The 14,068-nt window shown below is 37.4% G+C and carries 14 protein-coding genes; 9 read left to right on the top strand and 5 right to left on the bottom strand.

What is annotated here, in order from left to right:
- Positions 1-17: 17 nt before the first annotated feature.
- The 8 genes from LBQ60_07490 to LBQ60_07455 all read left to right on the top strand — a co-directional run bounded on the left by LBQ60_07490 (position 18) and on the right by LBQ60_07455 (position 7,970).
- Positions 18-869 (top strand): hypothetical protein, encoded by an 852-nt coding sequence (locus LBQ60_07490; protein MDR2037749.1) that lies wholly within the window; start codon positions 18-20, stop codon positions 867-869.
- Positions 870-1,070: 201 nt separating this feature from the next.
- Positions 1,071-1,607, top strand: coding sequence for a hypothetical protein (locus LBQ60_07485; GenBank protein ID MDR2037748.1), 537 nt, complete (start codon positions 1,071-1,073; stop codon positions 1,605-1,607).
- A gap of 121 nt (positions 1,608-1,728) precedes the next feature.
- Positions 1,729-2,535, top strand: coding sequence for a hypothetical protein (locus LBQ60_07480; GenBank protein ID MDR2037747.1), 807 nt, complete (start codon positions 1,729-1,731; stop codon positions 2,533-2,535).
- A complete protein-coding gene (locus LBQ60_07475) occupies positions 2,532-3,656 on the top strand; it encodes a glycosyltransferase family 4 protein (GenBank protein ID MDR2037746.1) in 1,125 nt (374 codons plus the stop codon). Before LBQ60_07480 ends, LBQ60_07475 begins: the two co-directional genes overlap by 4 nt.
- A gap of 4 nt (positions 3,657-3,660) precedes the next feature.
- On the top strand, positions 3,661-4,569 hold the full coding sequence (locus tag LBQ60_07470) for a DUF6263 family protein (GenBank protein ID MDR2037745.1): 909 nt from the start codon (positions 3,661-3,663) through the stop codon (positions 4,567-4,569).
- A 26-nt stretch (positions 4,570-4,595) separates the two neighbouring features.
- Positions 4,596-5,492 carry a glycosyltransferase gene (locus LBQ60_07465; GenBank protein MDR2037744.1) on the top strand — a complete coding sequence of 299 codons (897 nt, stop codon included), beginning with the start codon at positions 4,596-4,598 and terminating at the stop codon, positions 5,490-5,492.
- A gap of 85 nt (positions 5,493-5,577) precedes the next feature.
- A complete protein-coding gene (locus LBQ60_07460) occupies positions 5,578-6,480 on the top strand; it encodes a hypothetical protein (protein ID MDR2037743.1) in 903 nt (300 codons plus the stop codon).
- A 602-nt stretch (positions 6,481-7,082) separates the two neighbouring features.
- On the top strand, positions 7,083-7,970 hold the full coding sequence (locus LBQ60_07455; GenBank protein MDR2037742.1) for a hypothetical protein: 888 nt from the start codon (positions 7,083-7,085) through the stop codon (positions 7,968-7,970).
- Positions 7,971-8,115: 145 nt separating this feature from the next.
- On the opposite strand, the gene LBQ60_07450 is transcribed toward LBQ60_07455, so the two are convergent.
- Both LBQ60_07450 and LBQ60_07445 read right to left on the bottom strand, forming a co-directional pair.
- On the bottom strand, positions 8,116-9,507 hold the full coding sequence (locus tag LBQ60_07450) for a glutamate decarboxylase (GenBank protein MDR2037741.1): 1,392 nt from the start codon (positions 9,505-9,507) through the stop codon (positions 8,116-8,118).
- A 23-nt stretch (positions 9,508-9,530) separates the two neighbouring features.
- Positions 9,531-9,962 carry a copper resistance protein NlpE gene (locus tag LBQ60_07445; GenBank protein MDR2037740.1) on the bottom strand — a complete coding sequence of 144 codons (432 nt, stop codon included), beginning with the start codon at positions 9,960-9,962 and terminating at the stop codon, positions 9,531-9,533.
- A 379-nt stretch (positions 9,963-10,341) separates the two neighbouring features.
- Between LBQ60_07445 and LBQ60_07440 the strand changes: the two genes are divergently transcribed.
- Positions 10,342-11,616: a DUF2062 domain-containing protein gene (locus LBQ60_07440; protein ID MDR2037739.1), complete on the top strand. Its 1,275-nt coding sequence runs from the start codon at positions 10,342-10,344 to the stop codon at positions 11,614-11,616.
- Positions 11,617-11,744: 128 nt separating this feature from the next.
- On the opposite strand, the gene LBQ60_07435 is transcribed toward LBQ60_07440, so the two are convergent.
- The 3 genes from LBQ60_07435 to LBQ60_07425 all read right to left on the bottom strand — a co-directional run bounded on the left by LBQ60_07435 (position 11,745) and on the right by LBQ60_07425 (position 13,876).
- A complete protein-coding gene (locus LBQ60_07435; protein MDR2037738.1) occupies positions 11,745-12,854 on the bottom strand; it encodes a hypothetical protein in 1,110 nt (369 codons plus the stop codon).
- A gap of 93 nt (positions 12,855-12,947) precedes the next feature.
- Positions 12,948-13,331, bottom strand: coding sequence for a hypothetical protein (locus LBQ60_07430; GenBank protein MDR2037737.1), 384 nt, complete (start codon positions 13,329-13,331; stop codon positions 12,948-12,950).
- Positions 13,328-13,876: a sigma-70 family RNA polymerase sigma factor gene (locus LBQ60_07425; protein ID MDR2037736.1), complete on the bottom strand. Its 549-nt coding sequence runs from the start codon at positions 13,874-13,876 to the stop codon at positions 13,328-13,330. The genes LBQ60_07430 and LBQ60_07425 overlap by 4 nt, the downstream gene beginning before the upstream one ends.
- Positions 13,877-14,068 lie beyond the last annotated feature (192 nt).

Raw genomic sequence — 14,068 nt, 5'->3', positions numbered from 1 at the left:
AGTAAACATAAATTGTTATGATAGATATAGTAAGAGTAATGATATTTGTTTGTTTTTCCCAGCCTGTTTTTGCTTATTCGAAAAATTTGGAAAAAACATCAGTTGCAGATACGGTCAAACAGTACCTTGAAGAGGTTCAAATCATAAATGGACAGGTGAGAGATAGGGTAGCGATTGACGGTACATTCAAATGGCATCCGGAAGAGATCCACATTATGTGTTTAAATATGAAGATAAAATTTAAACTGCCTTACGAAAAAGACCAGTCGGGAGTTGCCAATTTGTTATTCCAAAGTAAGAAATCCGGTGAAATCCATCTACTTGACACCATCAGAAATAATAAACGTTATTATACTTGGCTGTCAGGAAAATATGATGCCATTCTTCTGTATAACAATGGAAAATATATAAAAAAAGACAATGTAATCTTTGAAAAAAATACTAGCACGGAAGTGGATCTGTGCAAAAACAATGTTCAGCCATCCGATTCAACATCTCTAAAATGGCTTACTTTAAGAACGTTTAATGCTGCTATCGAGGATAGGGTGATTCGTAAAAATTATACAACAGTTTCAGAAAAAAAAATCCGGGGTTATATATTCCATGATATAACCGGAGGCCCTGTTTGGGCATGGATAACAGCTATGGGCACAGATGGGATAAAAAAGGAATCCATTGCTACGAATACTAATGACGGGTATTTCGAATTTGACGTTGGAGATGATATCAAACAACCTCTGAATATTTTTGGTATTGGTTGTATAAATCAGGAAATAAATATAGCGGTAAACAGTGGATTAATTTATGTGTCGGAAGAGTATCCGGAACCTGTAAATCCGACTAGTGGACCTCTTCGAAAAGTGCAATAGTGAATTTGCTTTTTCACCCTTTTGACATCCGTGTCCCTTTTGTTCACTTCAGTGATAGGAAGATCGGAAATTGTGATCGTATTGCTATTGATAAGGCGCACCTTTAAAAAGATTTCATCAGGTTGGCTAATTTTGAAAATTTATGATTAAATTTGGCACTAACTTGATTTTGTTCTACAACCATTTTTAATTTATTTTACAATGAAAAAATTAACATTAACAAAAAAGAGCCTTGATGAACTGGCAAAAACGATGGATGTAATTCCTGAAGAGGAAAGGGATTGTTATTGGGGCATGTACGAAAATGACTGTTTTTGGAGATGTGTTTCGTATTTGTGTGGAGCGGGTATTTCAGAAGATGCAGCTGGATCTTTTGCTAATGCTTATTTTGCATCTCAATTTTCAGGATCTGATGCAGAAAAAATGGCGCAAGCAATATCATATTTAGCTCAGAATGGTGGTGATTCCTCAATAGATGGAAAAGCAATGTCAGGTTACTTACAGGCTAACAACATGATGGCAGGAAATAGTGCTAATAATCGAATGGTAGGAATGAGACACACAAATAATTTTGAATATTATAAAAATAGTAATATTCAGCCTTATGCAAATCACTGTCTTATAATACAAAGTGTCAATTCAGATGGTTCGTACAATATGTTTGATCCTCAAAATAATGTGACTTTTTCCATAACTTCTCAAAGTGAAAAAGATGCTCTAGTTCCTCTAAATTACTAAAATATAAAGCAATGTTATTTGTTAGTTGGCAAATATTCACTCAAAATAATTGATGATAATTAAATTTTAATGTGAAACTTTTGTAAGTTATTATTGATGAAAACCTTATTGGAATGTTATTATGGATATAAAAAAAATGCTATTAAAATCATTACATGTTGTAAGTATATTGCTGATAATGATGTTTATTGTTAATAATTCGATACTGGCAAATGGTCATCCCAAAGGCTCTCTGGAAGATACTTCAAATGTTTTTGTAAGTAAATGGCATCCTAAAATGTTCTATGTTGTATTGCCCGACTTAAGTTTGAGTTTTATGCTCCCTGACGAACCGGATCGGACGGGTGTGCATAATTTGTTTTTTATATCCAAAGAATCTTGTGACCCCCTATTGTTAGACACTATAAAATACAATGAGCGCTATTTCACCCCGTTTTCGCCAGGAAGCTGTTATGACGCCGTACTGCTGTACAATAACGGGAAATACGTCAAATGTAATGACATTGTCTTTGAAAATGGCGCCGAAGTGAACATGAGAAATCAGAAAATTCAACCATCTGATAATGTCTCAGAATATTGGAAAAAGACTATAAGAACTTTTGATCGAGAGTTAGGCAGAGATGATATGGTGTCGGAATTTATAATAAAAGGATATGTATTTCATGAAGTAAGTGGAAGTTCTTATGGAGCTTTTGTTCGCTTGATTGGAGCCGATGGGAAATGGAATGCTAGTGATGGATATTTTGAAATTGAAAGCAAAGATGATACAGAGCAAACACTTGTAGTTTCTAATGCAGGGAGTATTGCTTTTGAAAAATCTAATATAATAGCAAGTTGTGGATTTATTATTGTGTTGATCGAAAGTCCTGAAGCAAAACAATTCAGACTTCACCCAGAATTGTGGAAACCAAGAAAAGATACGCAATGAATATTATCTTCTTATCAAGATATGATGTTTCAGATATCAATAACTGGTCAGGCACTTTATTTCACATTTATCATCAACTAAAAAAGAGGCATAATGTTGAAGTAGTGGGGACAGAATTATTGAATCAACTCACGGCGTTTCGTAAAGGAAATTTTCAAAATGATTTTTTTGTAGATTCTTGCAGGTATGTAAAAAAAATAGGTAGTTTATTATCGGAGCGGATTAATTTACTTGATTACGATTTGCTTTTTTTTGGTGACTTGCTTTTACATCCTTGTAACATTAATATTCCTTTTGTTCATTTCAGTGATATGACTTACGATCAGGTGAACATGCACTTAAAAAAGTCAGACGAGAGAAATGTTGAATCTGCCATTCATCAGGAAAAATTTATACTTGACAATACATTCAGAATTATATATAGTTCGGAATGGATAAAAAGCAAAGCTATTGAGGTTTATAATATCAATCCTGATAAAATTGATGTAGTAGAATTGGGTGCGAACATACCAACGCCAACGAATTATACCGTTGATATTGGCATGGATGTATGCCGTTTGGTTTTTATTGGGAGAGATTGGGAGAAAAAGGGTGGCGATAAAGTGTTACAAGCCTATAGAATACTGAGCGCAGGAGGATTTCCATGTTCTCTTACGATTATTGGCTCCGAGCCAAAAGAATATCTTGAAGCAGATGAAAATATAACAATCATTCCATTTTTAGATAAAACAAAACCGGAACATTTGAAAATATTATGCAGTATTCTTTCTGTATCTCATTTCCTTGTTTTACCCACAGAATTTGATGCTTATGGCATTGTTTTTTGCGAAGCATCAGCCTATGCCGTTCCGTCTATTGCCGCTAATGTTGGAGGCGTTAGCCAGCCCGTGCGTGAGGGGAAAAATGGTTTTTTGCTCTCCGCTGATGCAACCGCGCTGGAGTATGCAGAAAAAATCAGAACTGTTTTTCAGGATCGGGAAAACTATATCCGGTTGCGTACATCTTCCCGCCATGAATTTGAGACACGGTTAAATTGGGATGTATGGAGTGAAAGGGTGAATAAAATACTGGAAGATACCGTAAAAGAGTGGAAAGAACATAAAAATCAATCAAACAAATAAGACAATGAGAATGAGAAGAACGATCATCGCTGGTTTGTGCCTAATGTTAGGCGTAACCATGACACAGGCACAGGTAAAACTGGCGTTTAAACCCGAAACGGGCTCAAAGTATACATATCAGACGGAAATAGTACAGGACATCAAGCAAAGTGCTATGGGGCGGGAACTTCCCATAGAAGAAACTGTAACCATGGGTTTCCTGATGGATATCCAAAACAGTAATGGAAAAGAAACCGGGGCACAGTTCTCCTTGCAAGATGTTTCCTATCTTTTATCCAGTCCCATGATGAAAATGAGTTATGATTCGAAAAAACCGACCGAAAATCCAAATGCATTAGACAAGATACACGAAAAAATCTTCGGAAGTGTTTTGGGTAAGTCCTATGTCCTATCCATAGCTCCGGATGGTTCGGTCAATTCGGTTACCGGCGTGGATGCTGTTATCGTAGGAATTGCACAGGCAGTTGCCGCTGACGGGGAGATGGGCGCACAGTTGAGTTCCTCGCTAACAAGTCAATGGCTCGGCGAAAGCGCAATAAAAGGAATGTTTGAGCAAACTTTCAGAGTTTTTCCTTCCAACGGTATAAAACCGGGCGATAGTTGGACGATAGAAAGCAATTATGGGGTTTCGAACAAAAAATCCGACATTAAGACTCTATACAGCTTGCAAGACGTAAAAGATGGTGTGGCTACCATTTCAGTGAAAGCAACTGTAGAGTTGAACCCGGGGGGAGGATTGGAAGGCACACTCACCGGAACACAATCCGGGATTTTGTTGGTCGATGCTAAAACGGGAATCCCGGTTTCATCGGATTTGACGCTAAACATTAAAGGACCTGTTAAACAGCAGCAGGTGGAAATACAGATGGAAATGGCCGCCAAAATGAAGACAACTGTTAAAGAAATAAATTGAAGCCAGAACACGTAAAATAAAATAGCATCACACTTTATCCTGCCATATCTGTAGTCATGCCTGTATATAATTACGGCAGTTTTATTAAGGAAAGCATCGACAGTGTACTCGCCCAAACCATGCCTGATTTCGAATTGATTGTGGTCAACGATGGCTCTTCGGATACCAGTAGTGAAATAGCACATTCCTATCATGACAAACGGGTGAAAGTAATTGATTTTCCTGAAAACAAGGGGTGTTATCCGGCTCGGAATACGGGTATGAGAGCTGCTAACGGTAAATATATCTGTGTGATGGATGCTGATGATTTGTGTTTTCCTGATCGTTTGGAAAAACAATACCGGTTTTTGGAAGAAGATCACCAAATCGGATTAATAGGCGGAGCTTATCAATTATTAAACAATCGCCTGCAATTTACTGGTTTTAGAGAAACTGATTATGAAACCATCAAATTAACATTGTTACTACATTGTTATCTTCACCATCCTACCTGTATGATACGTACTTCACTTGTCAGGAAGCATGGGTTATATTACAATGAATCATATAGATACGCATCTGATCATGATTGGGTGGTAAGGGCGTCTTCATTGTTTCCTATCAGCAATATCAATGATCCGGTGTTGTTTTACAGGCGGCATGCCCGACAAATATCGTCGAGTAATCTGCATGAACAAATTTCTTTTGGGGATCAAATTCGTATCAATCAGCTTGCATTTTTTGGAATTGACCCGACAGAAACTGAAAAAACACTTCATCTTGCGTTTATCAAAAGTGAAGCCAATGTTCATTTTGATGAAAAAACGATGGATAAATGGATCGAACGATTATTAGTATCCAATAAAAGAAACCAATATTATTCACAACAAAAGTTGCAGAATTTTTTGCACGCGCATCGTTATCTAAATCTTCACCGGAATTAATACGAGTATGCTAAATGACTCATATATAGCAATATTTAATTGTCGAGATATGTTTATTCGGCAAATCAAAAAAATAAGCGCACTTGTGCCTGGGATAGGTTTGATGTCCGGTAAAACCGGTATCGCCATCCTTTTATATCATTACGCACGATTCATGAATGAGCCTAAAATGGCAGAATCTGCAGACATTCTAATTGGTATTGTCATGCGGGAAATAAAACCGGACGTTGGGAAAGAATTTAATAATGGAATATCCGGGATTATCTGGGGAATTGATTATTTGATCAAACAGGATTTTTTAGAGGCTGAAGAAGATCTTTTTTGCGAAATAGATACTATTTTGTTTCAAGAGAATAAAAAAAAAATAAACCTGGATGATCTGGGATCAGAATCAACAAAAGGGATATACGCATGGAATAGATACAATACGGCCGGACTACTTACAAAAAATAAATGGTACCAACATCTCGAAAATTGTGTACATCATTTTTATGATATATTGGTGTCTAAATATACGAATTATATATTACCTGTATTTCCGTGTAAAATGCTGGTCTATTTTTTTCATTTCTGTCAAACAGTTCAACAATATGGTTTATTCCGACCAGAAATAGATGTGCTGTATGAAGAATTACCGGAAATTGTGAAAATTTCGTATCGGGAAGAAAAGAGCATTTCTGATAAATATATGTTGACATTGATGCTTCATGAAATCCCGATGTTAGAAAAATGTATTTCACGTGACGATGCTCCTCAAGCAATGACATTGTCGGATGTAAATAATTTTTATTTAACCCGATTGATTTTAGGTTGTAGTTTCCCGACGCCCGAAATAATCTGTAAAACGATTTTATCTATCGTAGAAGATCAAAAACAGATCAGTGAATTATTATATTCGTTGAATCCGTACAATGCAGGATTAGGAAATTATGTTGGCGGCTTTTCATGGGCAATGTTGCAATGTTGCATGGAATACGATCGTAAATAACAACAAAACATTAATTAGTAAAATATAACATTGCGAATGATTGATTAAGTGTTATGGGAAAGAAAAATAGAACCCTTGTTAAGGGTTCGTCAACATCTTCGACAAAACCTGCTCTAAAGGATTTTTAATAAAAAGTATGTAATGTATTGTTTATCAAATGTGTAATTTATCAATCGGTGTGTCATTTCTGTAGAAATATATTGTTGTCAACCAATATAAAAGTATTATTTTTATATGTTAAAATTACCTGGAATATACACTAAGTAAGCGTCTCTTTATAATATATTGAATTAATTGAGGTGTGTGTTTATCATTAATATAGCTATTTAAAGCCGGACTACAAATCCGGTACATCCTTCAAATTTGCATAATAATGCCAATTCATCTTCAAATAATGGATCAGGGGCAATAAAACTTACTTATATTGATTGGTCGTAATCCGGAGTAAGTGAAAATTATTTTGGGAATAATAGGTTTTATGTAGTAGTTGTTCTATTTTTGCTCATGGATAAGGTCAGTTGGCAAAACTGACCTTTAGTTCAATTTATGAGGGATCACCAATATCGTAGATACATAGGCTTTGCCGATAATACTATTAAAAGATGATGCATGAAGAAATACTGAGATATATAAATTATGTCATCAGTAAAGAGATGGAATATCAAACCAAAATGCTTGATTATGAAAAGATGGCATATACTTCCTGTGAGATGGGAATTACAGATCAACTTCATGGCAAGAATGAACTGATAGTCTCTTTGACCACCTATGGAAAAAGGATATACGATGTGGCTGTCGTCATCGAAAGTTTGTTTAGTCAGACGATCAAAGCCAATAAAATCATTTTATGGCTGGCAGAAGATGAGTTTTGTGAAAACAATCTTCCTGTTATTCTGAAAAGAATGCGGGACCGCGGTTTAATTGTTGAGTTTTGTAAAGACCTGAAATCCTATAAAAAACTAATCCCAACCCTGACCGCTTATCCTTCTGCCTCAATAATTACCGTAGATGATGATGTGATCTATGCAAGGGATTTTATAGAACGTTTTGTTCACGCCCATCTTGTTTCTCCTGATGTAATTCTATTTGGAAGAGGTCATAGGATATCTTTTACGGAAGAGGGATTACTAAAACCGTATGATGAGTGGGAGTCGGATATCCGTGAAGAAGATATTTCCCATTTAAATTTTCCCACAGGTATTGGTGGAATACTTTATCCTCCCCGATCCTTAAATACAGAGGTAACCAATGAGCAACTATTCATAAGGCTGGCTCCTTCAGCAGATGATATCTGGTTTAAGGCCATGGCTCTTTTAAACGATACGTCTGCTAAAAAGATCCGTATGCCTGAAAAGTTTGAAAATTATTGTACCACCATACAAAGATCACAGGACTTGTCATTGTTTTTCACTAATGTATACCAAAATGGGAACGATAGACAGATACAACAAGTATTTAACTATTATAAATTATGGGATAGGTTCCTGTGATAGAGCTATTTATTTGTTTTTGTTGCCTCCAGTCACAAAATCAAAAGAAACTGAACCAAATTTTGATTCAGCTTCTTTTAAGGCATTAACCCATCTAAAAAATGTAGTGGTTAATAATAACTAGACAAGGGGTAAAAAAAGTAGGTTAATGATGAAAAACACAGGATTCCTTTTCTGTTGCTTTGTGGGATACCGGGTTTTTTTTGAAATAATCGATACAGCGTTTCAGGTCGTCGATCATCAATTGGGCCATATCATGGCTGAATCCGTGCCGGATAAGTACCCTTTGGATCACCATGTCCTGACAATTGGCCGGGAGCGAATAGGAGGCGATCTGCCATCCGCGCATGCGCATCCTGTCTGACAGGTCATATAGATTGAATCCCGGATCAACTTCTTTTTTTAACATCCATGCCGCACCGGGGATGGCTGTTTTTCCATCATACAACAGATCAAACAGTCCCAATTTCTTTACTTCTTCCGCAATAAAGATCCCATGTTCCAGACAGGCCTGTTGGATACGCCTGTAGCCCTCTTTTCCGTTGCGTATCAGGTTATAATACTGGGCAACGATCTGGCCTCCGGGACGCGAAAAATTAAGGGCGAATGTGGGCAGGTTTCCTCCCAGGTAGTTCACATTGAAGATCAATTCTTCTGGAAGGTCAGCTTTTTCACGCCATACCACCCAACCAACTCCCAATGGGGATAGTCCGTATTTATGTCCTGAAGTATTGATGGATTTAACACGGGGTAACCTGAAATCCCATACAATATCGGGTTGGATAAAAGGAGCCAGGAATCCTCCGCTGGCAGCATCCACATGGATAGGGATGTCCAGGCCTTTTTCTTTCTGGTATTTATCCAGGGCATCGCTGATGGCCTTTACATCTTCATATTGTAGGGTAAAGGTAACACCAAAAGTAGGAACTACACCGATAGTGTTCTCATCGACCCTTTTAATGACTTCTTCCGGGGTCATCAATAGACGGTTATGCTCCATAGGGATCTCACGTATTTCCACATCGAAATAACGGGCAAATTTATGCCAGCAAATCTGTACCGGTCCGGTGATGATGTTGGGTTTATCAGTCGGTTTCCCTTCTTTTTGCCTTTTCTGACGCCATTTCCATTTCAAAGCAAGCCCGCCCAACATGGCAGCCTCACTGGATCCGGTGGTGGAACATCCGATGGTGGTCGCACTTTGCGGGGAATTCCACAGATCAGCCAGTATATGGACACAACGGTTCTCAATCTCTGCCGTCTGGGGATATTCATCCTTATCGATCATATTTTTATCGAGACACTTGTCCATAATGGTATGTATCTCTTCTTCGGCGTAAGTCTGGCAGAAGGTTGCCAGATTTTGTTTGGCGTTGCCGTCAAGCAATAATTCATCCAGGATCAGGTTTTGAACCACCTTTGCATCATTAGGTTGTTCACTCATTTTAAATTTCGGAATGGAATCTTCCGAAACAGGTTGTGCATATGCATCAAAAACGCTTTCGCTTTTGTCTGCTTTTACTACATGTAATGCCATAGTTTCAGTTTTATTAAAGTATCTTATAGTGTTTTTGCCAGCCTGTATTTCATGCTGTTGTCCCCGGTAATGACATTCCCATCCATATCCAATTGGGTGATGGCTCCTTCGGTGACATAATACTTATTGGGAGCGTCGGTAATATTCTCCAGTATGACCATACTTTGCGCATCGTCCCATTTGTATTTTCCTGTCACTTCAAAAACTTTCTGATCGCCTTTACCCAGATATTTGGTTTTTTTAATGAAAGTCTGATCCTTCTTCAATTCAATCTCGGTCTCTATTCCTTCACAATCTGCACATGGCAATATTCCTAAATATTTTCCATGATAATTGAACTCGGTTTTTGCTGTTTTTTTCTGATTTTCAGATGTCTTTGAACTGTTCTGAGACCGATTATTACAACCCAAAACCATCATTAATGCTACTGAAAGTACTACAACGATTTTTTTCATGATATTAAGCTTCTGGTTAAAAAATTAAATAATAAAATGTTGTAAGGTATTTCTGTTTCTGAACCTTTCAACAAGGAGATACAAATGTATGGAAAATAATATTAAGATGATCAAATATTTGAAAAATAATTGGATGTTTTCAAATCATATAAGAGTACCGGAATTTTATCTAAAATACTTTTATCTGTCAAAATTATTTAGGATACCATGAAAGATTTTGCCATGGAATTAAAATAATAATATATACTTTTACCTTGTGATTGACCGGAACTCATAATGAGTTAATTAAGTTTTTCCAATGAAACTAAATGATTTTAAGCACATTTATGTAAATGTTTCCGGAGTTGCATTAGAAAACAATGTGTGCTTTTAACCTGTTATGCCTGATTTTACAGAACACCAGATATTGAATCCCACAGCCCAGACGTGCCGTACATCACTGCACAATTTGAGGTGTTGTGTGGTTGCCCCTACGTACAACAATGCCCAGACAGTGAAGCAGGTGCTGATAGATACGTCTGCCTATGTTTCACATATCATTGTGGTAAATGACGGCTCTACCGATCATACTGCCGATATCCTGTCAGAACTTCAGGATACTGCATTTGAAAACCAGATGCATCTTGAAGTGATCCATCTAAAGAAGAATTCCGGTAAGGGATTTGCTTTAAGAACAGGTTTTGCAAGGGCCGTAGCTATGGGATTCCGTTATGCCATTACTATAGATACCGACGGGCAGCATTTTTCTGACGATATTCCATTATTCGCAGATTTGATCAGGAAATTTCCTGATAATTTAATTGTCGGGGTGCGAAATATGGAGCAGGAAGGGATACCTAAAAAGAGCAGCTTCGGGAACCGGTTTTCCAATTTCTGGTTCAAACTCGAGACAGGGGTTGCTTTGCCTGATACCCAATCCGGATTCCGGCTCTATCCTGTTGAGCGGTTGAAAAATATTCGTTTTTTTACTTCAAAATATGAGTTTGAAATAGAAGTGCTGGTCCGGGCAGCCTGGGCGAAAATCCGTATTAAGTGGATTCCTGTAAAGGTACACTATGAGCCTAAAGAAAGCCGGATATCCCACTTCCGTCCGGGACGTGATTTTTTTCGGATCAGTTTGTTAAATACGGTTTTGGTGCTGATTGCCTTTTTATGGATTAAACCCCGTGACCTGATCAGGCGACTGAACTGGGCCCGATTTAAGCGCTTTTTCCGTCGTGAGTTTTCCAACCGGGCAAATACCTCGTTGCGTATTGCTTGTTCAGCCGGGTTTGGTGTTTTTATGGGAATTGTTCCTATCTGGGGATATCAACTTATCGTGGGATTAACGCTTGCCTATATCATGAAATTAAATAAAACCATTGTTTTTATTGCTGCTAATATCAGTATTCCACCAATGATCCCTATTATTTTATATGGCAGTTTCCTTATGGGGGGATGGTTTATCGGGGAATACGCTTCACCGGTGACCATAGACACTATTTCATTTAGTTATGTGAAGCACCATCTTTTCCAATATCTGGTCGGAAGTATTGCTTTGGCCGTGGTTGCCGGATTACTGGTCTTTTTGTTTACCTGGGTAGCCGTATCATTTTGGCGGAAGAAACATTTTAGTCCACAACCCAGCCTGATTAATACGAATGGCGATATTTGAGAATTGAAAAGTGCTATTCGCAGACAAAATTTACTTTTTCATCCAATTTTTACTGTTAAATCAGTTATAAAAAACTTTTATGGTGACAGGCATGAATAGTAATAGGAAAAACTGCTATCAGGGATGGATTATTTTTTCAATCGGCCTAATCTGACAAAACAATATACTGCCAGGATCACAAAAAAGGTTGTGACAATAAAAGCCCATATATGAACAATACGTGATTCTGCAACGATGGTATAATCATCTGCAACCAACCGCATGGCATCGACTTTCCAGACCAGTGTGTCTTGTTTGGACAATGGCGCATTGGTATGGATAATTTTTCCCGGAATGATCAGTTCATATTCAATATGCTTATCAAATAAAGTATTGATCAGGTTTTCTATATATTTGACCTTTTCACCGCATACCTCTAAGATGGCTTTCTCATTTTTACGGCATAATTCGGAATAATAACCGGTATTCAAATGCCGGTCGAGGATTTTGGCAATATCAGAAAGCTCTATATCTAAATTTTCGATGCTGGTACCTTTATTTATATATATCTGGAATATATTTTCCTTGATTTCATTAAGTTTCGACAGGTACGGACTGTTACCCGACTGCTTGTCGAAACATACGATCGCATCGTAATAAGCTTCATACATATTGTAGGAATACCAGGTCCAGAATTTTTTCTCTATCTCATCCATCTCTTCTTTCATCTCAAACCCGTTCATTCCTGCAAATGTGGAAAAATCGCCCTGAAACCACATTCTTCGTTCTGCTTCATTCATGAACCTATCGATAGATACCGGGATTTTCCCGGAAATATTTGCATATATTCCTTTAAAGGAATAATAGGTATAAAACCATCTGAAATGTTTTTGGAGTGATTCGTCCGGGACCACTACCGGACGCAGGATTTCGTCAAACTGCAGTCCGGTTGGCAGATCTTTTACGGACAAAAAATTCTTGCTGATCTTCACATAATAATCTTTCTGATATGCTGAAACAGAATCGGTATTCATCGTTTTTACCGGTTCTATTCTCCAACCTGAATCGATATTGAACATATAAGGATTATGCGTCATATCCCCCGCCAGAAAGGCGGAATCAGCTTTTGCATATATTTCTCGTACCAGCGATCCGTCTTCGTTGATTCTGGTGGTCATCCTGTAATTGGTACTACATGACGACAGATAAATCCCCAAAATGGAGATCGCACATATTCTGAAAAAGTGATTGGTTTTCATCTGTATAAAATTATTTTTTTAGGTTACATTTAATGTCCGATTTTGTTCATCATGTTGGTATACCATTATGTTTATGGACATTTCATGGATTGATTATTTGATGTGTAAGGATGCATATATCTGTTTTTTTCTGGCTGTATTTTCCAGTTTGTCTTTAATGATCGACGAAATGATTTCCTTATTTTTCCGGGTGACTTTTTCCCCATCATCTTTTTCATGTATGCTCTGCACAATAAGATGGTCAGTTTTTTCAGTCTGGTACGGATAAATAACTTCCTGTATCAGCAGAAAAATCAGTAAAAATGCAGCTGCTCCCGATAGCCAGCCGACCGTACGCATGATGGTGATCTTTTTCCTGTTTCGGGACATGAAGGCAATTTTGTTCATGATTGCCTCACTGGTAACATCCGGGTCCTCAAATACCGGAGGTGTATTTTTCAGATGTTCTGTCAGTTTATCGTATGTGATTCTTTTCATGATAATGTATCTATTTTATTTTTGATATATTTTCTTGCTAAATAGAGGTTACTCTTGATTTTGGCCGCCGACATTCCTGTTATTTCTTTTATTTCTTCAGGCACCAATCCTTCGATATCCCAAAGTGTGAAGACAAGTTTTTGCTTGGGAGTGAGTTCATCTGTAAAATAAAGGATCCAATCTTTCAATTCTTTATTGATCAGGGAAGATTCAATATTTTCCGTGGAAGGGGGATCATTCGGAAGATCAGGTAAAGAATTTGCCCTTATCTGTCTTTTTATGGAACGAAGCCTGTCATAACAAAGGTTCCCGGTAATTTTATACAGCCATGTGGAGAATCGATATGCAGGATCATATTTGTTCAGATGCTTCCATATCCTGATGAAAGTTTCCTGGACCATATCCTTTGCTTCGTTTTCATCACATAGCAACCTGAAAGCAAGGCGAAAAACAAGGGGTTGGTATTCGATGACCAAAGTTTCGAACGCCTTTGTATCTCCTTGCTTACAGCGAGTGATAAGATATTGTATCTGATCCTGATTCATGACGAATAAAGGTAAGTATACTTAGTGATACGAAAAAATCTTCATCCGGTCGAATTTTTGGAATGATATGAGTAAATTCATTTTGCCGATCGGAAAAATCAAGTATTTTTGGGCGGATTTTTACAATTAAGTACTCAGTGCTATTTATTATTTTCTTAAATCGCATTGATCAAATAGATTACGATTATTGAA

The sequence above is a fragment of the Bacteroidales bacterium genome (assembly GCA_031275285.1).
GTDB lineage: Bacteria > Bacteroidota > Bacteroidia > Bacteroidales > UBA4181 > JAIRLS01.
This window is presented reverse-complemented; position numbering and strand designations above follow the sequence as displayed.

Bases quoted from the DNA above. Each gene is read 5' to 3' on its own strand.
- LBQ60_07480 (MDR2037747.1), top strand. From the start codon at position 1,729: ATGGATATAAAAAAAATGCTATTAAAATCATTACATGTTGTAAGTATA.
- LBQ60_07470 (MDR2037745.1), top strand. From the start codon at position 3,661: ATGAGAATGAGAAGAACGATCATCGCTGGTTTGTGCCTAATGTTAGGC.
- LBQ60_07485 (MDR2037748.1), top strand. From the start codon at position 1,071: ATGAAAAAATTAACATTAACAAAAAAGAGCCTTGATGAACTGGCAAAA.
- LBQ60_07435 (MDR2037738.1), bottom strand. From the start codon at position 12,854: ATGAAAACCAATCACTTTTTCAGAATATGTGCGATCTCCATTTTGGGG.
- LBQ60_07475 (MDR2037746.1), top strand. From the start codon at position 2,532: ATGAATATTATCTTCTTATCAAGATATGATGTTTCAGATATCAATAAC.
- LBQ60_07425 (MDR2037736.1), bottom strand. From the start codon at position 13,876: ATGAATCAGGATCAGATACAATATCTTATCACTCGCTGTAAGCAAGGA.
- LBQ60_07430 (MDR2037737.1), bottom strand. From the start codon at position 13,331: ATGAAAAGAATCACATACGATAAACTGACAGAACATCTGAAAAATACA.
- LBQ60_07440 (MDR2037739.1), top strand. From the start codon at position 10,342: ATGCCTGATTTTACAGAACACCAGATATTGAATCCCACAGCCCAGACG.
- LBQ60_07450 (MDR2037741.1), bottom strand. From the start codon at position 9,507: ATGGCATTACATGTAGTAAAAGCAGACAAAAGCGAAAGCGTTTTTGAT.
- LBQ60_07490 (MDR2037749.1), top strand. From the start codon at position 18: ATGATAGATATAGTAAGAGTAATGATATTTGTTTGTTTTTCCCAGCCT.
- LBQ60_07455 (MDR2037742.1), top strand. From the start codon at position 7,083: ATGATGCATGAAGAAATACTGAGATATATAAATTATGTCATCAGTAAA.
- LBQ60_07445 (MDR2037740.1), bottom strand. From the start codon at position 9,962: ATGAAAAAAATCGTTGTAGTACTTTCAGTAGCATTAATGATGGTTTTG.